The organism is Herpetosiphon llansteffanensis (genome assembly GCF_003205875.1).
Taxonomy (GTDB): Bacteria; Chloroflexota; Chloroflexia; order Chloroflexales; family Herpetosiphonaceae; genus Herpetosiphon; species Herpetosiphon llansteffanensis.
Map to the genome: position 1 here is coordinate 1 of NZ_PUBZ01000117.1, position 21,124 is coordinate 21,124.

Below are 21,124 nucleotides of genomic sequence, written 5' to 3' on the forward strand. Positions count from 1 at the left end.
CTAATACTAGATGAGCGCTAGTCTCGTGGGCTCGGAGATGTGTATAAGAGCCAGCATTTTTTACAAATGAGCTAAAATCGGCTAGTATACAGTTGGATAGTTAATTAAATGAAAGGAGCAAAACGCCGATCGCATTGGCCTCGCCGTGTTGTGGTCAACATCGTTGCTCAGGTAGAGGTACGACCGCCTTGTTGGAAGCGTACTGGATGTGTGTTGCAACTCGTTGTTGAGGAGGCTTATGTGAAGCGTCTATGGCTACGAACATTGGTTGTCGGCTGTATCCTTGGTTTGGCTACCCCGACGATAACTGCTGGGCAGACTCGTTTGAAGGAAAAAACACCTGAGAATTTAGCGGCAGCAGAAGCGCCCGCCGTTGCAGGCCAATATCTGATTAAGTTCAACAATTCTCTCTCCAAAGCAGACCGCAAAACCACCCTCAAAAACCTCGGAGCAGATCAACTCCAACACCTCGATAGCCTTGATCTTGAATTAATCGAATTTCCAGCGCTCAAAAATAATGCCTCGCCTGAACAAACCGAGCGCGTTTTAGCTGCACTCAAAAATAATCCAGCGGTTGAGTATGTCGAGCCAAACTACATCTATGCGCCGCTGTACACACCCAACGATCCAGGTATTGCCCAACAATGGGCTTGGGGTGTCATCAAGGCCTACGATGGCTGGAACATTACCCAAGGCAATTCCAGCGTGATCATCGCGGTCGTTGATACAGGCATTCAAACCAACCACCCTGATCTTGATGCCAAAATTGTGGCTGGCTACGATTTTGTTGATAACGACACAAATGCAACCGATGGCAACGGCCATGGCACGCACTTGGCAGGCACAGCCGCCGCCGAAACCAACAATAGCACTGGTGGCGCTGGTTTATGCCCAAATTGCCGTTTGATGCCAATTCGCGTGTTTAATAATAATGGCAGTGGCACGCTTGCAGCAGTTGCTCAAGGCATCACCTATGCAGCCAACAACGGAGCCAAAGTTATCAACTTAGGGCTTGGTGGTAGCGCCTCAACCACATTAAAAAATGCTGTTGATTATGCTTGGAACAAAGGTGCATTCCTCAGCTGTGCGGTTGGTGGCAGCAACAGTGGTACGCCAACCTATCCCGCTGGCTATGCCAACTGTTTCCCCGTGGCCGCCAGCGGCAAAACCGACATTAAAACTCCATCATCGGGCTATGGCACATGGGTCAAAGTTGCTGCTCCAGGAGTCAGCATCTATTCAACATGGCTCAATGGCGGCTACAACACCATTAGCGGCACTTCAACTGCAACCGCCCATGTTTCTGGTTTGGCAGGTCTGTTGGCCTCGCAAAACCGCACCAACGCCCAAATTCGCGATCGCATTTGCGCCACTGCCGACCCAATCGCAGGCACTGGCAGCTATTGGTCGTGTGGGCGAATTAATGTCTATGCAGCAGTCCAGTAATCATTAATTAGGGGCTATTGGCTATTGGCTATTGACTATTGGTTGTTGGTATTCCAACCTATTCCCGATAGCCCATAGCCTGAAGCCGATAGCCTTTATGCTCTGCGTTAAGATTTTGATCCACGAAGGACACGAATGGACACGAAGGATGGAACCACAAAGAATCCGAAACCGCGAAGAGCGCGAAGGACGCGAAGGGTAAGTTTTTTTAGCCACGAATTGCACGAATTTCACGAAGGGCTTTTGACATGAGGCTATCGGAACAATTGTTGCCAGTTCAAGCAATCTCCGATAGCCCATAACCTGAAGCCGATAGCCTTTATGCTCTGCGCCGCTGCGTTAAGATTTTGATCCACGAAGGACACGAAGGGACACGAAGATGGGACTTTCATCCTTCATCCCTCATACTTCATAATTCATCCTTCGGTTGCTCTTCATCCCTCATCAGCGCGCTTCGCCAAATCCAGCAAGCGTTGCAAGGCGGGCAAGGCTGCTGCCACAATGCTCAATTCGACCTCGCTCAAGCCAGCGACGTGGGCCGTCAGCTGCTTGTGGGCTTGGGTTTGGGCTTGACGCACCGCCGCGAAACCAGCAGCGGTTAATTGCAAAAGCTGTTGCCGCCGATCTTGCGGATGCGGAATCCGCTCAATCCAACAGCGCTCAACCAAGGCTGGCAGCAGTTCGCTAATTGCCTGCGGGCTAACATGCTGTTGTCGCGCCAAACTACTCAACGATTGTGGTCCATGCTGAAGTTCATTCAACATGCGTAATTGGGCAGCGCTCGTTGCGCCATCAAGCTGTCGTCGCACCTCAAGATCGACCAAGCGATGCAGTTGGGGAGCGAGAACAAATAAATCTTCGACCAGTCGATCAATATGATGCCGCTGCATAATCCCCCTTTATTCTTCAAGTTACTTGATGATATTTATAGAATCAGGCCTGATTTTTCGCGCTAAACCTCGATTATTAAAAAAATATTTTCAAGCTGATTGAACTTGACAACGATCATAAAGATCTTTATTATACTCATAGATACTCATTCATCAAGCAGCACCCGTCTAGCAGGCAGCTTCGCTCTGTGAAGCTAGCTCGTGTGCTTTATGGAGGTGTTAATGCCTAAATCTTCGTTATCGCCACCGCTAGTATTGCTCGATCGCGTGCTACGCTGGTGTTTTATGATGAGCGCTGGCTTAACCATCCTGTTGCTTTTTGCTGAGCTTGCCCCGCGCTGGAGCCATGTTGGCATCGCAATTCAGTTGATCAGCCTTGGCTTATTAATTGCCATCAAGCCACTCAAACGCTCAAGTCATCTTTTTCTCTATCCGTTGCTGCTCGCCCTGGCAATTAGCATGTGTGAGCCAACGCTGCCACCCTATCAACTACCAACGATTATTAGCCAAGCAGCGCCGTTCGCGGTTGTTACGCTAATTCTCGGCGATCTGATTCAGCGGCGGGTTGTGCCAATCTGGCGACCAAAACGCTTGGTCGTGGCCAATGGCACCGTCGATCTGATCGAGGCTGCATGTTTTTTCCAGCTTGATCCAGTCCAACTCCGGCAAGAACTCGAACAACAAGGCTGCCCGCTGCGCAATGCAAGCGATGGCGGAACACTCGTCAAATTAGCGCCAATTCTAACAGTTTTAGCTACAACAACACACTCAGGAGGTGCCGATGCCCCATGATATATCGTTGATCACCAATATCTCGGTTGCTTTGGTTGCAGCCTTTGCTGGCGGCTTGCTAGCGCGCCGGCTTGGCCTACCAACAATCGTTGGCTACCTTTTAGCAGGCATGTTAATTGGCCCGTTCACGCCCGGCTTCAAAGGAGATGTTGGTGATATTAGCCAGCTTGCGGAAATTGGCGTTATCTTCCTCATGTTTGGGGTTGGCCTCCACTTTTCGCTTAAAGATTTATGGGCCGTGCGCAAAGTCGCAATTCCAGGTGCAGCCCTGCAAATGCTGTTGGCCACAGGCTTAGGCTTTGGGCTAACTCGTTTGTGGGGCTGGTCAACTGCCGCTGGCTTGGTTATGGGCTTAGCGCTTTCGATTGCCAGTACCGTGGTGTTGCTACGCGGCTTGATGGATGCAGGCGAGTTGAACACGCCCGCTGGCCAAACCGCCGTCGGCTGGTTGGTGCTTGAAGATTTAGCCACCGTGCTCATTTTGGTCTTGCTGCCCGCCTTTTTCGGCAGCAGTGGCGGTAATCCTTGGGCCGCTGGTGGTATCGCCTTGCTCAAAACCACAATCTTTGTTGTGTTGATTCTGTTTGCTGGCGGGCGCTTCTTGCCTTGGTTGCTAACTTGGATTTCGCATTCACGCTCACGAGAGTTGTTTATTTTGGCCTCGGTGGCGGTCGCACTTGGCACAGCCTTTGCAGCAACCGCAGCCTTTGAAGTTTCGTTGGCGCTCGGGGCCTTCTTGGCTGGCGTAGTCTTGGGTGAATCCGACCTGAGCCACCAAATCGGCGATGAAGTGCTGCCCTTCCGCGAAATCTTTGCAGTGATTTTCTTTGTTTCAGTGGGGATGTTGGTCAATCCAATCTATGTGTGGAACAATATTGGCCAAGTTATCGCCCTCACCGCATTGATCGTCTTCGGCAAAGCCATCTTCACCCTCTTCTTGGGCCTGATTTTGCCTTCATCTGGCCGCACAATGATTGTGGTGGCCGCAGGGTTGAGCCAAATTGGTGAATTTTCGTTTATTGTCGGCCAAGCTGGGGTTGGCTTAGGTGTTTTGACCCAAGATCAATATTCGCTGCTTTTGGCCGGAGCGATCTTCTCAATTATGCTCAATCCAGTGATGTTCTGGTCGATTCCGCATGTTGAAACATGGCTCAAGCGCTATCCACGGCTGTGGGCACGCTTCCAACGCCACGCCACAATCGAGCCTGAAAAAACCAAATTACCAGAAAGCGATCATGTGGTCGTGGTTGGCTATGGGCGGGTCGGCGAACACATTGGCACTGTGTTGCAGCGTTTGAAGATTCCGTTTGTGGTTGTCGAAGCAGACAATCATCGCGCCGACGATTTTATGACCAAAAATATTCCAACTTTGATTGGCGATGCTGCCAACTCGGAAGTGCTGACCCACGCCAAACTTGATAAAGCCAAGGCCTTGGTCGTGACCTTGCCAAATGAAGCAGCTAGTGAATTAGTCGTTGCCGCAGCCCGCGATCTTGCGCCAAACCTGCCGATTGTTGCCCGTGCTGCAACCAATTCTGGGGTGGAACGCCTCGCTGATTTAGGTGCACAGGACGTAATTCACCCAGAACTAGAAGGTGGCTTAGAAATTATTCGCCATACGCTCTTGCGGTTGGGCTATGCAGCAACCCAAGTTCAGGGCTATACCGATGCTGTGCGCCGCGATCAATATCACACCAATATTGTGCCAACGGAACATCTGGTGCTCGAACAATTGATTCAGAGCGTACGTGGCTTTGAGATTGCATGGCGCAATATTAACGCCAATAGCAGCTTGGTTGGCCAAAGTTTGGCCATGCTCAACTTTCGCGCCCAAACTGGAGCCTCGGTCATTGCCGTGCTCCGCGATCAGCAATTGATCAGCAATCCAGAATCGCAATTGACCCTCGAACCAGGCGATACGCTGGGCGTGATTGGCGATGAAAGCCAAATTCAGGCCGTCGATGCCTTAATTAGCCGCAGTCAAACAACAAATCCGCCGCCAACGAACCGCCTCGCGACAAGCGGCGCATAGCTATCTTCCCCTCGACTGAACTCGGTCGAGGGGCATTTTTTGCCTCAATGATCACAAACCAATCGTTAGACCGATGTTGGCAGCCAGCCGCCAACCTACACTAGCCACTGCTTTTGTTGAAGGAGGTCTGGATGCAATCCCCAACCACACAATTGCCATGGCAACAAGCCGACTGGTTTAGCACAATCAGCAACTGGATTGAGCAACAGCTCAGCGCTCATGGCCGCCAACTCAACGCGCCAATCGAACTTATTCATCAAAGGCCATGGTCGGCCTTTGCCCAAATCAGCACCGACCAAGGCTTGGTTTATTTCAAAGCGCCTGCGCCAGCCTTTCGCTATGAGGCTGGCTTAACTCAAGCCCTAGCCGCTTGGCAACCAGCCTGTAATGTGCCTGTTTTAGCCATCGAGCCAAACCAAGGCTGGATACTTTCCGCCGACGCTGGCACAACCTTACGTCAACTTGGTCAGGATGCAAGCCAACTTGCGCATTGGGATGCCCTTTTACCACAGTACAGCGAATTGCAAATTCAGCTTGCTGCTCGCGTGCCAGCATTGCTCGATTTAGGGCTACCTGATCGACGTTTAGCCCATTTCCCCAAGCTGTTTGCTGAGTTACTGAGCGATCATCGCAACTTGTTGATCGATCAAGAATCGGGGTTGAGCACAGCCGAACATCAGCAATTGCAAGCCTTGCAGGCCACTGTTGAAGAGCAATGTCTAGCTTTGGCTGGATTTGGCTTGCCTGAAACCCTGACCCACGAGGAAATTCACGAAAATAATGTGCTCTATGCAGCGCGTGGCTACACCTTTACCGATTGGAGCGATTGCAGCGTGAGCCATCCCTTCTTTTCGATGTTGGTTACCCTGCGTGCGGCAGCCCATTGGCTTAAACTTGCTGAGCAAGGCCCAGAGTTGCAACGCCTACGCGATGCCTATTTGGAGCCATGGACCCAATTTGCTCCGCGCAAGCAACTTGACCAAGCCTTCGATCTCGCCTACCAACTTGGCATGATCAATCGGGCGTTTTCGTGGCGACAAGCGCTCGATGGCCTTGATCCAGCCCAAACTAAAGACTATCAAGATAATGTTGCTGGCTGGTTGCAAGATTATTTAGTCGCGCAAAACGCATAATTCTTGGTTGCTGAAAGGTTTGTATGCGGCTCATTTTAATTCGCCATGCTGCATCGCAGCATAGCCAGCAAGGCATTATTGCAGATATTCATGGCTGTACTGGCTTGACGGCAATTGGGGTTCAACAAGCTCAAACGCTTGCGAAACGACTCCGGCAAACCCGTGAGCTCGATCATTGCGCTGCTCTCTTAACTAGCCCAGTGTTGCGTGCCCGCCAAACAGCCGAGCTACTCAAACCTGTGCTTGCTGTGGCTGATCTGATCGAAGATGGTAATTTATGCGAACTGCTGGTCGGCGTAGCAGATGGAATGTCTAACAAAGCATATCGCGCACAATATGGCGAGTTTGCAGGGCCGCTAGCGCCAAATCAAGCATTTGCTGCTGGCGGCGAAAGTTGGGCCGAATTTATGCAGCGGGTGCAGACAACGCTTGATCAGTTGGCCAAAACCTACGCCAACCAGACTATTGTAGCGGTTTCGCACGCAGGTTTTATTGTTGGATCGATGCTCAAATTGTTCGATATTCCACGCCCGGGCACTGGCACATGGCTCGACCCAAGCAATACGGGGTTGACTGAATGGCAGTGTGTCCAAAATACTTGGCGCTTGATTCGCTATAACGACGAATTTCATCTCAAAAATCAACACGTATTCTGAGGCGTATCCGATCCAGCTAGCGATCTATGAGAGAGATTATGGATAAACAAACGATTATCGCGCAGATAAGCCCTGAGATCTATGCTATCGAAGCTGAAGCTGCCCGTTGGTATGGCTCACAAACCAATAATCCGAATGGGCTTTTTTACAGCTCCGATATATTGCATGAAATTGATAGCTTAATTTGGGATGCAACCAATGATCTTACTGATAGCCAAAAGCTTTTGCTCATGTTTGCGATCTACGAAGATTTGCCGGGCTATGGCTTGCTTATGCTGAATTGGAGCCGTTATCAACACTTTGATCTGCCAACCCAAGCCCTTTTTTGGTCAGAGGTTCGACCTTGATTGGTTTGAGCTATGCAACAATTGCGCTACGATTTGGCATAACTTGACTCATGAGGCCAATTCTGCGCTTTTGACGAGCATTATGCGAAGTTCAGCTACCGCCGCCTGGCATTTAAAAGCGCCGCTGTATGAACAATTAATTGCCGATGTGCGTTGGCGTGAGCGTATTTACGCGAGCTTGCACGCTAGCTACTACACACTTTATGGCCAAATTGATAAATACGAAGCGCTAGGCTATCTCCAGCAATTGGTTCTCGCTGAGCCAGATCAGGCGCTTGCCGATTTGATCAGCACACTCCAATCGGGCTAACGCTATACAAATGCGTTTGGGGTTGAAGCGATGCAGCGGGCTAAAAAGGAGCCAAGCTGAGCAGTTGGTAGCTTCAATATTGACCTCTAACTCGATAGGTATATTCAATCTGATATTCAGCGCCGAGTTCTGCTTGAAGCCGTTGGGCCAAAGCCAAACCTTGCTCGGCAAATTGCTGCTCTGCGGCGCGGCTTGCAAAGCCCGAACTCGCCGGATCATCATCAACATAAATCGCATCAAATGCATCCGACCAAGCCATCAAATCGGCAATCAGCGCTGGGCTAAGCGGCAATTCATTGGGATCAATATCGCCAAACTGAATGCCATCATTCCACCAAACGGGATAACACCAATAATCAGGTGCTAAACGAAGCTTTTGCATGAACAACCTCACATGAAATGCTGGTTAGGCAATTGATGGCCCATTTAAGCCTGCTCAAGCGGTGGATCAATCTGCCATTCGACAGTTTGGTATCGCATCAGAATTTGCATGAATTCTTCAGTATTATGGGCAGGATCGAAAAAATTCAGCAGGATTTCAAGCGTTGCAGAAGCATGATCGTGGCCCCAGTTGCATGCTAAAATATCGCCATAGCAACCAGTTTTGTCATTGATAGCTTGGGTAATGCTTGCTAATTCTGGAGGAAGTGATGCAACACCAGCAAAGATTAATCGAGTTTGGCGAAAATCATCATCTTGAGAATCAGGATCATAATTAACTGCCAAAGCAAGGTTATATTCTAAATGCAAAATTAATTGCTGCTGTTCAGAATTATAGTCAATTGCCTCAATTAACGCATTATGTAAGGAATAAAGTGTCGGATCATAGTTCATATTAATTACCTCAAAATCAAGCATAAATCTATCAAATGTGTGCAAGATCTACTTAAATCGGCGAAGTGGGCGATTTTTTATTGGCAAACGGCGGCGTTGCAATTGTTGTGCTTGTTGAATGTAATATAGTTCTAAACCGAATGGCCCATGAAAGAGATCAACAATTGCTTGATTACGCTCATCTGCATGGCGACCACCAAACCAGCAATAATCTTGCTTTTGGCCATCAAACTGGGCTACAACGCGATCATACACGCTTGCAGTAGTGTAAACTTGGTCGCTGGATTCAAGCGCAAGCAATGAGCTTTGCTGCATGATGGTTGAAATTTTTGCAAAGGTTATGTAATCGATCGGCTGATCATAGAGCACATCATGGCTCAATGGCTGTTGCCAAGCGCGATTTTGCCATTGATCAATACAGACAAAGCGCCAATATTCTTGGTTGGGATATTCGGCAAAAAAGACTACTGCGGTTTTTTCGATAGCATCTGGCAATTCAGCAGGAAATGAATTAAACCAATAGTGATAGAGGTAAAAATAATTGATAGCAGTTGCTAAACGCTCATAATAAAGTAGTGGAATAGCTAAGTACATACGATAATACTTTCGATTAACCAATATAAAGTTGCGTAAACCCAGCATCGCGGCAGCGTAGCAATTGTAAGGCTAATAATGCTATTCGTTGCCTCATTAATGAATAATATTGGCTTTCTGGATTTAATAGGCACTTAAAGATATCAATTTCTGCCAAAATATACCCTATATCTGCTTGTTCAACAGCTAAGCCTGTTTGAAATAAGCGCATCCATTCTAAATTGGCTTGGTTAATAATTGGCAGCCAAGCGTGCGTAAATACAGCTTCAGTAGCGATTGGCAAAAAGCTCGTTGTTTCATTTAAATCGGTAAGCAGCAACCCAATCGACATGGACTTCCTCGTCATATTGAACAAACGAGTTATAAAAACAGCAGCAAGTCATGTTAACTTGCTGCTGTTTGGCCTATTTAGAAGCTTGTTTGTTCAACCTGACCATCAGCAAAACTCATGGTCAGGTGCAGTGGTTGTTGCGGGCTGGTCACAAGCTCGATTGTGTTCCAAGCGGGCTTGGAGCGTTCGCGCAACTCGCGCAGAATGAAAAAGAGTTGATAATCGACCTCAAAGCCTTGCTCCTGACGCAGTTGGTTGGCCGAGCTAAATCGCCCGTAGAGCAAGCCATGGTCGGCTGCGGGAATTTCGGCAACCACGCGGGCGCTAATCCATGGCTGAGGAATTCGCTGCTCAATTGTGCTACGCAAGGCTGCCAACAATTGCTCGCTAGTGGCATCGCTTAAATCATAGACAGCATCATTATGGTAATGAAACGCCTGATAGAACGGTAACCCATCAACCTGATAGCGCGCAGCGAGGATAATTGGGCGTTGATCAGCATTGGGCAGGTTAATCACTTGTAGATCGAGCGTTACATCATGGCCAGCCTGGCGTTGGGCATCAAGCGTTTGCTCGAATTGCTGCCATGCTTGTTGATTGATTTCGGTAGGTTGAAAAGGCTTGGCTGGCTCAGCAGGAGCAGGATCATCAATTTGCCATTCAACTGTTTGATAATGAATAGTACATGAAATAAAATCTTCAGTCCCATTCAAATCATCAGTGATCGTAGCATTCAGCGTAACACTTGGTGACGCTGACTGATGCCAACTAAATTCATAAATATCACCATAAATGCTATCAGGATCGGCTCGTCCATCAGCAAATTGTGGCAATGCAGGCTCAATTGCCGAAACTCCATGAAAAATCAAACGAGTCTGGCGAAAATCATCAACGAGGTTATTTGGATCAAAGGTAACTGCTAAAGCCAAATTAAGCTCAATTGAGAGCACGAGCGTTTGATCAGCTGGATTATAGGCGATAGCTTCTAATAATCCATCATGCAAACGATATTGAGTTGGGTCAATAAGCATGCTGACTCCTATTTTTATTCAACAACGATATGCGATGGCCCTGAGCCATTATTAACTGGGTTACCATTACGATCAAAATATTTATCAACTTTCTTATGGGTTGCATGAGGATTTTCAATATGATAATGGTCAACACCTTCAAAGCCAGGTTCGCCTGGTTTCCCTTTATCAAAGCGCATGGTCAAACCAGAAGGATCTTCAAAAGTTCGGTGACCATTTGCTGCGGCTTTGGGATGAGAAACTTCCTTCCAGCCTTGCTTAAGCAAATCGTCAGGATTCTTAGGCAAATTCGAAGCAATATTGGGAATACGTTCGGCAGTTTCTTCAAGGGTTTCTTGGGCTACATTTTTAACAACCCGTTCCGCCCCTTCTTCGACAACTTCCTCAGCAACCTCTTTAACCGCCCGTTCGGCTCCTTCTTCGGCAATTTCCTCGGCAATTTCTTTGCCAGCCTTAACGCCCCATTTGCCAATTTTGCCTGCATCGCCAACAATTGGAATCATCGCAGCAGCAGAGATAGCAGCCTCAAGATGGCGACCTTCGGCTAGATAAATCAGGGCATTAACCCCGTCCGCAATTTCGCCAAAGCCAGGGATAAAGCCCACAACATCGAGCGCACCATGCACCCAATCGCTGGCCTTGTTCCATGCCTTGCTTAACCAACTGCCTTCATCTTTCTTGGCAGCAGCAGCGGCAACCATTTTGCCTTTAAACAGGCCCGCAGCCTCTTCCTCAGCCTGGCGAAAGATTTTGCTAATCTCACCAGTGACGCTTTGCGCTACGTTAAAATTGTTTTCAAGCCGCTTTAAGGCTGGCACGACCTCGCCAGTATATTCACTCTCAAAGGCCTTAAAGGCATCTCCATGCCAGCTACTGGCTAATTGCTGATGTAACTGGTTTAATTGTTGCTGTAAGCTTGAAACTCGGTCTCTCAACTGACCAAATTTGGTCTCAATTTGCTTAAGCTGCTCATACTCAGCTTGAACGATTGGTGCCGTCATCCTGCCTCCCAATAACAATAAAAAAGATCAGCTTGTCATGCGAGTTACTGGGAGCAATGTTCTAGGTTGATTGTAATCGTTGACATGTCACCTTTAAAAGTGCCTCGCTAGCATAGCACACTCAACAGCTAGCTAGATTAATCGGAGCTTAATCTACAGCTTTGACTATTGATGCTTTGCGGGCCACTATCGTAGCGCACACAAAACAACACGCGGATCAACTATTGATCCGCGTGTTGCAATGACTAGAAATTAATTAGCGGCCAGTTTTGGCTTTAACTTCAGCAGTCAAGGCTGGCAAGATTTCGTTAATATCGCCAACAATCCCGTAGGTAGCTACCTTGAAAATTGGTGCTTCGGGATCTTTGTTGATTGCCACGATGGTGTTTGATGAGCGCATGCCAGCGAGGTGCTGAATTGCGCCTGAAATACCACAGGCAACATACAATTTTGGTGCAACGGTTTTGCCGGTTTGGCCAACTTGGCGCTCGTAGGCGATCCAGCCAGCATCGACAACTGCGCGTGAAGCGCCGTGTGTGCCGCCCATGACCCGCGCCAATTCAGGGATAAGTTTTTCGTAGTTTTCAGGTGAGCCAAGACCACGGCCACCAGAAACAATCACGGTTGCATCAGCCAAGTTGACAGCGCCCGTGCGTTGCTCAACATTGCGCACTTTAGTCCGAATCGTGACCGCAGGCATCGCCACGTTCACCACTTCGCCAGCGCCAGCGCCAGCAATTGGCTTGCCAACTTGGCGACGAACCGAAGCGATCGCTGGGCGAGCAGCGCCAAAACTCAAGCTATTGATCACGTTTGCGCCGTGTGAAGGGCGAACAGCGGTCAATTGGCCTGCTTCTACGCTCACATTGGTTACATCAGGAGCCAAGCCTACGCCCAACTCAGCAGCCAATGCGCCAGTGAAATCGCGCATTTGCAACGATGAACCAGTCAAAAACAGTTCTGGTTGGTGGGCTTCGATTGCAGCTTTAGCAGCAGCAACATAGCCATCGGTGGTATATTGGGCCAAATTGGCATCATCAACCACATAGGCTTTACTTGCGCCAGCAGCAAATGCTTGCTCGACCAAGCTGGCAGTGTTGCTGCCAAGCACCAAGGCGGCAACGCTTTGCCCAAGCGCATCGGCAATTTCTTTGCCTTTGCCCAATAATTCTTTGGAAATTGCGCCAACTTCACCATTTTTATGTTCGATTAAGACCCAAACGCCACTAGCCATGAAAACACCTCATTGTGAAGGATGAAGGATGAAGGATAAGGGATGAATAGGTTCCTTCAATCGCAGCATCAATAGATAATGATTATGTTTTGGATGAATCCTAAGGGGAATTTCTTCATAATTCATCCCTCATAATTCATCCTTGCAGCTTACAGGATTTGATTTTCAACCAATTTTTGGACCAAGCTGCTCACTTGAGTTTGGACGTTACCACTGATCATCTCGCCTGATGGGCGGGCTGGTGGTGGCACGCGATCAGCAACTTGCACATTGCCAGCAACATCGCTGCCGCCAAGGCCAAGGTCGCCTAAACTCCAGGTTGGGATTGGTTGCTTGCTGACTTTGCGAATCTTCAACAATGATGGGTAGCGAGGCTCGTTCAAATCTTTAACCGCCGTTAAGACGACTGGCAACGAGGCTTCGACGGTTTCGAGGGTATCTTCCAAAGCGCGATCAACCACAATGCTGGTTTCACTCAATTCGTGCACTTTGAAAACATAGGTCAGTTGTGACCAACCAAGGAAGCGGGCCAACGCTGGGCCAAATTGGCCAGTTTCGTCGTCGGTGCTTTGCTTGCCACAGAAGACGATATTGACATTATCGAGTTTCTTGATCGCGGCAGCAACAACTTTGGCAGCGCTTTGCGAATCAACATGCTCCAAGGCTGGGTCGTTGATCAAAACTGCTTCGTTCGCACCCATTGCCAAGGCTTTTTTGAGTGAATCAGTGGCATCATCGCTGCCAAGGCTGATTACGGTCACTTGGCCATCGTTCTTTTCGGCCCACTGCAAGGCTTCTTCAATCGCATATTCATCAAACAAATTGATAATTGGATTGATTCCGTCGGTGTTAATCTGCTTATCGGCAGTGATTTTCACACTATTTTGTTCAGGAACTTGCTTAACACAAACTACTGCGTGCATTCAAGAAACCTCCGTTGGTTTGCTGAGTGGCTCTTTTGCCACAAGCATGCGCTGTGGCTTTGGCCATAGTATACCATAGACTGACTGAGCATGACGCACTGCGTTGAACTAGCAGCCGCTTTTTATTTTGTACAATTGACGTGCATTTGGCTGGCGTATACTCATACTAGGCCATCATCTGCCCAAAGCTACATAGAACAAACAAGGAGCTTTAGGTTGATTTTGGCGCACAAATGAGGAGTTTTGGATGGATTTAAATAGCTTTGAATCGGTACGCACGTTGCGCAAAACCGCGTTTAAGTATTGCTGTGGGATTGCCTTAGCGTTAATGTTATATGTAATTCAGCTTAATTATTTCGTCTTTAATGAAATTAATTATGAATTTATCGCAATATCAATCCTATATATAATTATGTTATTCTTTTTCACCGAAAGCTATTCATTTAAAGGGGTTATCTTAAGTATTACTGGATTTTTATATGTTATTTATCAAGCAGGTGATGGTGATCGTTTAAATGGAATCATTTCCGATCATACTATATTATTTTTATTACCGATCATTATGGTTGGCTTAATTAGTGGCTCTTTTAGGATGATATTAAGTGGTTTTTTTAATATATTATTAGTATTTATCTTTTTTTATATCTACCAATCTGAAATTATCTCGATGACGTATTATAATTTACTTTTCTTAAGTATTGTAATTTTCTTAGTATGGCTCCTCGTGCGTTCTTTAGAAAAAGCCCTCTATCAATCACTCCATCTTCAGGCCAATTTGCAAAATTTGGTTGCTGAACGCACAGCCCAATTAGCCGTCAGCGTGCATGAAGCCAAATCGGCGCAATACGTTGCCGAGCAAGCCAACCTGCGCAAATCGCAATTTCTGGCCACAATGAGCCACGAATTACGCACGCCGCTGAATGCCATTATTAACATGACCGAGTTTATCGATTGGTTTGGCCCGCTCAACAGCCAACAAAAAAGCTATCAAGATCAGGTTCGCGGCGCTGGTGAACATTTGTTACACCTGATCAACGACATTTTGGATCTCTCGAAAATCGAGGCTGGACGGGTTGAATTGCACTTTGGCAACATCGATTGTGCAGCAATTACCCAAGAAGTGCTAGAAACCGTACGGCCCTTGGCCGAAGCCAAAGGTTTAGAGGTTGCTTATCAACAAGCTGATAAGCTTGATTTGGCATGGGCCGATAGTAAAGCGATTAAGCAAATTGTGCTCAATCTGCTCTCAAATGCAATCAAATTTACCGAAACTGGCCGCATTAGCGTGACCATTGAGTGTGCAGCAAACGCAGTTATCTTGTCGATTCACGATACAGGCATTGGCATCGCGCTTGAACATCAGCAATTTATCTGGGAATCGTTTCGTCAAATTCAAAGCGCCGATGATCGCGAATATGAAGGCACAGGCTTGGGCATGAGCATCACCAAGCAGCTAGTCGATTTACATGGTGGCGACATTACGGTCGAAAGCGAGATTGATCGTGGTACGCAATTTCGCGTGTGCTTGCCAACCAAAGCAGCGTGGCAGCAACGCCAGCGCCACTATGCCCAAGCTGCCAGCAAGCAGGCTATGTTGATCGTTGATGATAATCCAAACACGGTTGAAGAATTTGGCACTCAATTATCGCGCAGCGATTGGAGCATTGTTGGCTGCTTGGATAGTCGCGAAGCCTTAGCAATCTATCAGCGTGAGCAACCAACGTTGGTTGTGCTTGATGCAACTTTAGCCTTTGTTAGCGCCCATAGCTTAATAAACGAAATTTTGGCAATTAATCCTGATCAGGCAATGTTGATTGTCGCGCCAAACAATGAATATAGCCTTGGCTTGGAAAGCTGGCCGCATATTAGTCGGCCATGGCCGCAAACATTGGCCACCCTGTTGCAACAAACTGTGGCAACCGCCCAGCAGCATCGGCAAGGAGCAACAATCGCATAACGAGGAGCAAGCGATCACCTTAGGAGGAATAATGTATTCATCGACGACCCACATTTCTGCCGGAGTGATTGAAGATAACCCGCAAAACCTAGAAATCGCGCGGGTGTGTTTGATTCATCAATTGCACGCCCAGTATCAAGGCGGTTGGAACTCAGGCAGTAGTTTTTTTGCGTGGCATAGCACCCATGCAGATATTGGCTTAGATATTTTACTCTTGGATATTCATATGCCCAAGGAGAGCGGAATTAAACTCTATCAAACCGTGCGTGCAGCATTGCCACAGACCAAAATCATTGCCTGGACAGCAGATGTTGTTCCGCAACGGGTTGTGGTCTATCAACAAATTGGCTTTGATGGTATGATCGGCAAACCGATTAATACCAAATATTTTCCGTTACAGATCCAGCGCATTTTGGCTGGCGAAGCTGTCTGGGAGATTTGATTGTTATGTTGGCCAATGCCGAGCCAATTTTGCTGTTTGCCGAAGATGCCCAAACTGATGCCACAATTGTGCAAGTGATTGCGCAACGCTGTGGCTGGCAAGTTGTTTGGCTCAAAAGTCTGTTTGCAATGTGGCAATATTGTGTCAGTATGTTAGATCGTGAGCAACCAACCCTTAATTGCGTCATTATGCTCGATATGAAAATGCCCGACCCAGCCTATCGCCATTTGGAAGGCTCGGTTTTGGCTACTTGGCTGAGCCATGCTATGCACGAACAACGCTTGCAACCAGTGCCAATTTTTGGCATGACTACCGATAAAACGGTGCATCGCGAGTGGGAAGCGCGCATTGCAGGGTGCTACCAGCTGTTTGAAAAGCCCTTGCGACCTGAACATTTTCAGCAATTACAGCAGCATTTGGGCAATCCCAGCCCGCCAGCAATCGATGGCGTTGATCAAATTGCGGTTGAAATTATTCGCAAGCAACATTTAGATATTATGCACACCGTGATTGCGGCCTATCAAAACCAGGCAATTCCAGCCAGCGCTGCTGCTTGGTCGCTCGATGAATTACGGGTTTTATTGAGCCAGCTGACCAATTCAATTTACTGCCCACGCCATTTGCAACAGCAACGAGAGCAAATTCTTGAGCGGGCTGGGGGCTTGATTCAATTACAACGCTCGATGCGCAGTTTTTTGAGCAACCCACAGCTTTCAACCTTTGAGCTGAAAATTCTTAATCGGATTTTACAAGGCGTTTCGCAAGAGCGTATCGCCGCTCAAGAGGCACTTGGGCGACGCAAGCTGGAAAGTACAATTGAACAGATTTTGGTGGCATTTGGGCTGTTCATCAGCAATTAATCCCCCCAAATGTACAATTTACATCCATTTGGGCGCTTTACACTAAAAATTGAGCGATGAATAGAGGTTCTTTCCCACGAAATCGAAAGAACCAAATCCACTGGCGTGGAAACATATGGCGTAGCAATCCTAAGGTTTAGGGTAGCTGCGCCGTTGGTTTTAACCATTGTTTTGAGGGAAATGGCGATCAAGCCAATCTAAATGGCCATGCGGATATAACTCATCATCGTCCTTATCCATGATGTGGTGATGAGAGCGAAAGTTGGCTTCCGCAGCACGGGCTTGAATCGCCAACGGTGGTTTTTGACCATAAGGATATGCACCCAACCCGCATAGCGCAGGTAAATTTGCTAGCCAAGTAAAATCGGTTGGATCTTGGAGATGCAGATGCAGCGTATGCAACTTGGTCAATTGCAATAAACTGCGTGGAATGTGTTTAAGCCGTGTGCCTCTGATTTGCAAATGTCGAAGTTCGCTCAATTGACCAATTCTCTCGTCAAGCAATGTCCAATCTGGCGATTGCAAATCAAGCCCTTGCAATTGCTCAAGCTGCCAAAACCACGCCGGAATATCTTGGTTAGAAAAGTCACCATCGAGCCAGAGATAGCGCAGACGCTTCAGCCATTCAGGCGTAGTGGGCATAGCAAATAAATGGAAATCTTTACAGCGCAACCAGTCTAAATTGCGACATTGCGCTAAATTCCGAACCTGCTTAACATTTGCCATTTGCAGATCAAGGCTTTTGAGGCTTAAGAGGGCTTGATCTGCTAAAGTAAGCTTCCCTAACCGTGATTCTGATAAGTTGATAAATTCGCATGGGCCATTGACCACCAATTCAGCATCGGCAAAGTTGTTTCCACTAAGATCGAGCCAGCGTAATTGTGGGTTAGCTTGAATGGACTGGGGAATAGAACTTATGTTGCAATGACGTAGCGAAACTGCCGCAAGATTGGGAGGCAAATATAACTCACGCCCAGCACAATCGCTGTAAAACAAATTCAAATCTCGAAGGCTACTCAATTCTGCAAACCATGGCGGAATATGTAAGTTTTTATGTTGGGACAGATCCAGCAATTCCAAAGGATGCTGCAACAACTCAATCGGGAGTGTTGTAAGTCCGCTCTCACAAAGATTCAAGCCCCGCAAGCGCGTAGCAGGCAATAGACTAAAATCGCGAATCGGGTTTTCAGACAGGTTAAGGTGTTCGATTGCAGTATCGGCAATCAAGCGGGGAATGCTCTGAAAATGGTTACTACTTAGCGAAAGATGTTTGAGTTTCGGCATGCGGCCAACGACCGCTGGTACCTCAGTCAGTTGGTTAGAGCTTAAATCAAGAAATTCGATTGAACTTTGGTCAAAATTTGCTGGCAGTTGGACGTTTGGGCAACCGCCAAGTGATAATTGAATAAGTGGCAATTCAATCAGCCAATCGGGTAATTGGTGCAAATCATTGTACATAAGAGTCAGAATATTGAGCGGTAGCTGACGCAATGCAGTAGGAACTTCGGTTAACTCACACTCAAACAAATCAAGTATGCGTAAACTATGGCATTGACCTAGTAGCTCCAGCAGTTCAGGGCTTGAGCCTAAAGGGCACAAACTCAGCGATAAACCTGTCCATTGTTCATCACGGGCAGTCGTCAAAACTAATGGCCAATCTTCACTATGGTAAACACGTTCACTCATAATCCTTCCCTCATTTAAGCTGTGCGCCCCACAATTAGCTTAATTGTAGGGCGCAGTGCAATTGTTTAGGCTTGCAAGGCTTGCAACTGGGCATAGGCTCCGTGTTGCTCAACCAAGCTTTGGTGATTGCCGACCTCGATAATTTGGCCATGCTCAATCACCACAATCCGGTCGGCATTGCGCACCGTCGAAAGTCGGTGGGCCACCACAAAGGTTGTTCGACCTTGCATCAAGCGTTCTAGTGCTTCTTGAATCAGGCCTTCCGAGATGCTATCGAGCGCCGAGGTGGCTTCATCCAAAATCAACACCCGTGGGTTGCGAATGAGGGCGCGGGCAATGGCTAAGCGCTGGCGTTGTCCACCAGAAAGCCGCGTGCCCCGCTCGCCAATAATCGTATCGAGGCCATCAGGCATGTCGAGCACAAATTCTAAGGCATTTGCATCGCGCAACGCTTGCTCAATCGTCGCTTCGCTCACATTATTCAAGCCATAGCAAATGTTATCGCGCACCGATCCATCAAACAGCAGAGTTTCTTGCGAAACAACCGAGATATGACGGCGATAGCTGCGCAAATCAATCGTTTGCAGATCATGACCATCAAGCAGCACCGTGCCTGCCGTTGGCTGCAAAAAGCCAATCACCAAGTTGAGCAAGGTCGATTTGCCCGAGCCAGATGGGCCAACGAAGGCAATCGTTTCGCCTGGCTGCACCTCAAGCGTCAGATCATACAACGATGAACGCTGGGTGTCGGGGTAACTGAAATGCACATGCTGAAATTGAAAGTGCCCTGCAACCTGTTCCAAATGTTGCTTGCCAGCGTTATCTTCAATATCCTCGTTGTCGAGAATTTCGCCGACCGATTGCACCGATTCCAAGCCTTTAGTAATTTGCGGCGCAAGGTTGGCCAACTCCATCACGGCCCCAGTCAAAATTGAGAAGTAGCTGGTCATCAGCACCACATCGCCAATCGCCAAGGGCAAAAATTGAGTGTAGCAGGCCCACGCCGCCACAATCAAACACAGGCCATTAAAGAGGTTAAAACTGACCCACGAAGCTGCACCAAACAGCGAATTAACTGCATCGAGCCGCAAGCCAGCATTTTGAAATTGCACCAAACGGCGGTCGAGTTTGCGCATTTCTTCTTCTTCGGCAGCATGCGCGCGCGTGATAGGAATCAGCTGGATCATCTCGCTCAAACGGGCTGCCAAGCGTTCAACTTGATGCCGAAAGGCGCTATTACTCGATTGAATTGGATTACGCGTTGTGCGCAACACCACTGCCGCCAAGGGCACAGTTGCCACAAAAAACACCAAAAACCATGGCGAGCGAAAGGCCACCACAATAATCGCTGCCAGCAAGTTTAATAGTGCCGCCGGAAAACTCTGGAATACATTGCGCGTTAATTGCTCGATGATTTCGACATCGCGCAGCACTTTGGCTTGCAAAACCCCGCTGCTGCGTTGATTGTAAAAGCCAATCGACATTAATTGCAGTTGTTGGGCCAACATCGAACGTAATTTACTTTCCATGCGGCGAATTGCCAAACTCAGCAAACGAATATAAACATACTGGGTTGGAATATTTTGCAGCAAGACAATTAACAACAAGAAGCCATCAAACCATAAACGTCCTAAGCCAATTTGGCCTTGGCTCGAAATAATATTAATAATGTCGGCGGTAATTAAGGGCATAATCCAAACTGGACTATGCTTAACAATATAGATCAGGCTGGCTAGCGCCAATTTGCCCCAATCTTCGCGATATAAATTGAATAAAAGCCGCAATGGATGCTGGCTGGTGGATTTGGCTGCGACTGGTGAACGGCGGGCGGCAATTGATTGATTGGTCATCGGCATAGCGATACCCTACGCTGGTAAAATGATGATCGGCGCGACGCTGCGTGGCTCTAGTCTACCGCATATGTAAAAATTCGCATAGCCCATTTGACTGAGATTGCAAGCCAGAGCAAAGGCTTAAATTCCACCATTTGATTGATGCAGCAGCCTATGCAGACCGCTATCCTAAACACAAACGGAAGTTAAAATTATCTCAACCAGGCTGCTACCTGATTGTGGATGCGAACGAGCAGCTTCGTTTAGGGATGTTGATTGGCGATCTTCTACAGAGCACCAGCAAACTTCAAGCACTCATCATTCCAATTTAAAGCTAAATCTCCGTAGCTGAGTTTAGCAGCGAATAGGCAGCCAACGCGGAGATTCGTTAACATGAGACATTTAATCGCCCACTGCCATCCCCAATAACTTAATGTGCATGGCAGATTTGTTTAAGTAACCAATTTTTAATGATTTATTTACCAATCTTTCTTAAAGTAATCAATAAAAGATTAAAAGGCACTTGTAGTATGCAGCTATGCGGTTTTTTTGGGCCAAAAGTTGACAGTATTTGAAGTTATTGTTATGATGGCTCGCATACCGCAATTCTACCCATACTCTATTCCCCTACGCGGTTATCCCAACTCGATCGTAACATATAAACCATTGGCAACTGTATGGGCACTCCCAACTATTGTTTTTGCTTTCCCAAAAGCATTATGTGGTTGTTACAATCGAAAAATTCACCCTGATCGTTATTTAGGAATCTTCTTGCACCCCTTCCGCATGTTCC

Annotated in this window: 21 protein-coding genes; 10 read left to right on the plus strand and 11 right to left on the minus strand. The window is 47.6% G+C overall.

Features of this window, described 5'->3' with window-relative positions; genetic code table 11:
* Window positions 1–240: 240 nt before the first annotated feature.
* Complete coding sequence (locus tag C5S61_RS18715; protein ID WP_110517404.1) at window positions 241–1,446, plus strand: S8 family peptidase; 1,206 nt, start codon at window positions 241–243, stop codon at window positions 1,444–1,446.
* Between the two features lie 434 nt (window positions 1,447–1,880).
* On the opposite strand, the gene C5S61_RS18720 is transcribed toward C5S61_RS18715, so the two are convergent.
* On the minus strand, window positions 1,881–2,336 hold the full coding sequence (locus tag C5S61_RS18720) for a MarR family winged helix-turn-helix transcriptional regulator (protein WP_110517406.1): 456 nt from the start codon (window positions 2,334–2,336) through the stop codon (window positions 1,881–1,883).
* Between the two features lie 222 nt (window positions 2,337–2,558).
* Between C5S61_RS18720 and C5S61_RS18725 the strand changes: the two genes are divergently transcribed.
* From C5S61_RS18725 to C5S61_RS18750, 6 genes are all read left to right on the plus strand, one after another.
* A complete protein-coding gene (locus tag C5S61_RS18725) occupies window positions 2,559–3,128 on the plus strand; it encodes a hypothetical protein (protein ID WP_110517408.1) in 570 nt (189 codons plus the stop codon).
* Window positions 3,118–5,160: a monovalent cation:proton antiporter family protein gene (locus tag C5S61_RS18730; RefSeq protein ID WP_110517410.1), complete on the plus strand. Its 2,043-nt coding sequence runs from the start codon at window positions 3,118–3,120 to the stop codon at window positions 5,158–5,160. The genes C5S61_RS18725 and C5S61_RS18730 overlap by 11 nt, the downstream gene beginning before the upstream one ends.
* Window positions 5,161–5,291: 131 nt before the next feature.
* Complete coding sequence (locus C5S61_RS18735) at window positions 5,292–6,293, plus strand: aminoglycoside phosphotransferase family protein (RefSeq protein WP_110517412.1); 1,002 nt, start codon at window positions 5,292–5,294, stop codon at window positions 6,291–6,293.
* Between the two features lie 23 nt (window positions 6,294–6,316).
* On the plus strand, window positions 6,317–6,949 hold the full coding sequence (locus C5S61_RS18740; RefSeq protein WP_110517414.1) for a histidine phosphatase family protein: 633 nt from the start codon (window positions 6,317–6,319) through the stop codon (window positions 6,947–6,949).
* Window positions 6,950–6,987: 38 nt separating this feature from the next.
* Window positions 6,988–7,296 carry a hypothetical protein gene (locus tag C5S61_RS18745; RefSeq protein WP_110517416.1) on the plus strand — a complete coding sequence of 103 codons (309 nt, stop codon included), beginning with the start codon at window positions 6,988–6,990 and terminating at the stop codon, window positions 7,294–7,296.
* An 82-nt stretch (window positions 7,297–7,378) separates the two neighbouring features.
* The gene (locus C5S61_RS18750) at window positions 7,379–7,606 is read left to right on the plus strand and encodes a hypothetical protein (RefSeq protein ID WP_110517418.1); all 228 of its coding nucleotides are present in this window, start codon (window positions 7,379–7,381) and stop codon (window positions 7,604–7,606) included.
* Window positions 7,607–7,679: 73 nt separating this feature from the next.
* Here C5S61_RS18750 and C5S61_RS18755 read toward each other — a convergent pair whose 3' ends face one another.
* The 8 genes from C5S61_RS18755 to C5S61_RS18790 form a co-directional block, all read right to left on the minus strand.
* On the minus strand, window positions 7,680–7,988 hold the full coding sequence (locus tag C5S61_RS18755) for an immunity protein CdiI family protein (RefSeq protein ID WP_110517420.1): 309 nt from the start codon (window positions 7,986–7,988) through the stop codon (window positions 7,680–7,682).
* 44 nt (window positions 7,989–8,032) lie between these two features.
* Window positions 8,033–8,440 (minus strand): hypothetical protein, encoded by a 408-nt coding sequence (locus C5S61_RS18760; protein WP_124033464.1) that lies wholly within the window; start codon window positions 8,438–8,440, stop codon window positions 8,033–8,035.
* Window positions 8,441–8,488: 48 nt separating this feature from the next.
* Window positions 8,489–9,034 (minus strand): hypothetical protein, encoded by a 546-nt coding sequence (locus C5S61_RS18765; RefSeq protein ID WP_110517424.1) that lies wholly within the window; start codon window positions 9,032–9,034, stop codon window positions 8,489–8,491.
* 16 nt (window positions 9,035–9,050) lie between these two features.
* Complete coding sequence (locus C5S61_RS18770) at window positions 9,051–9,365, minus strand: hypothetical protein (RefSeq protein ID WP_110517426.1); 315 nt, start codon at window positions 9,363–9,365, stop codon at window positions 9,051–9,053.
* Window positions 9,366–9,442: 77 nt separating this feature from the next.
* Window positions 9,443–10,396 carry a hypothetical protein gene (locus C5S61_RS18775; protein ID WP_110517428.1) on the minus strand — a complete coding sequence of 318 codons (954 nt, stop codon included), beginning with the start codon at window positions 10,394–10,396 and terminating at the stop codon, window positions 9,443–9,445.
* A 14-nt stretch (window positions 10,397–10,410) separates the two neighbouring features.
* A complete protein-coding gene (locus C5S61_RS18780; protein ID WP_110517430.1) occupies window positions 10,411–11,397 on the minus strand; it encodes a WXG100 family type VII secretion target in 987 nt (328 codons plus the stop codon).
* A gap of 256 nt (window positions 11,398–11,653) precedes the next feature.
* The gene (locus C5S61_RS18785) at window positions 11,654–12,631 is read right to left on the minus strand and encodes an electron transfer flavoprotein subunit alpha/FixB family protein (RefSeq protein WP_110517433.1); all 978 of its coding nucleotides are present in this window, start codon (window positions 12,629–12,631) and stop codon (window positions 11,654–11,656) included.
* A 149-nt stretch (window positions 12,632–12,780) separates the two neighbouring features.
* Window positions 12,781–13,554, minus strand: coding sequence for an electron transfer flavoprotein subunit beta/FixA family protein (locus tag C5S61_RS18790; protein ID WP_110517434.1), 774 nt, complete (start codon window positions 13,552–13,554; stop codon window positions 12,781–12,783).
* A gap of 724 nt (window positions 13,555–14,278) precedes the next feature.
* Between C5S61_RS18790 and C5S61_RS18795 the strand changes: the two genes are divergently transcribed.
* The 3 genes from C5S61_RS18795 to C5S61_RS18805 are packed head-to-tail and all read left to right on the plus strand — an operon-like array spanning window position 14,279 to window position 16,813.
* Window positions 14,279–15,511, plus strand: coding sequence for a hybrid sensor histidine kinase/response regulator (locus C5S61_RS18795; protein WP_164689627.1), 1,233 nt, complete (start codon window positions 14,279–14,281; stop codon window positions 15,509–15,511).
* Between the two features lie 31 nt (window positions 15,512–15,542).
* On the plus strand, window positions 15,543–15,953 hold the full coding sequence (locus C5S61_RS18800) for a response regulator (protein WP_164689629.1): 411 nt from the start codon (window positions 15,543–15,545) through the stop codon (window positions 15,951–15,953).
* A gap of 5 nt (window positions 15,954–15,958) precedes the next feature.
* The gene (locus tag C5S61_RS18805; RefSeq protein WP_110517440.1) at window positions 15,959–16,813 is read left to right on the plus strand and encodes a response regulator; all 855 of its coding nucleotides are present in this window, start codon (window positions 15,959–15,961) and stop codon (window positions 16,811–16,813) included.
* A gap of 159 nt (window positions 16,814–16,972) precedes the next feature.
* Here the strand turns inward: C5S61_RS18805 and C5S61_RS18810 are convergent, their stop codons facing one another.
* Both C5S61_RS18810 and C5S61_RS18815 read right to left on the minus strand, forming a co-directional pair.
* The gene (locus C5S61_RS18810; RefSeq protein ID WP_110517442.1) at window positions 16,973–18,499 is read right to left on the minus strand and encodes a leucine-rich repeat domain-containing protein; all 1,527 of its coding nucleotides are present in this window, start codon (window positions 18,497–18,499) and stop codon (window positions 16,973–16,975) included.
* Between the two features lie 65 nt (window positions 18,500–18,564).
* Window positions 18,565–20,355 (minus strand): ABC transporter ATP-binding protein, encoded by a 1,791-nt coding sequence (locus C5S61_RS18815; RefSeq protein ID WP_110517444.1) that lies wholly within the window; start codon window positions 20,353–20,355, stop codon window positions 18,565–18,567.
* Window positions 20,356–21,124: the final 769 nt, after the last annotated feature.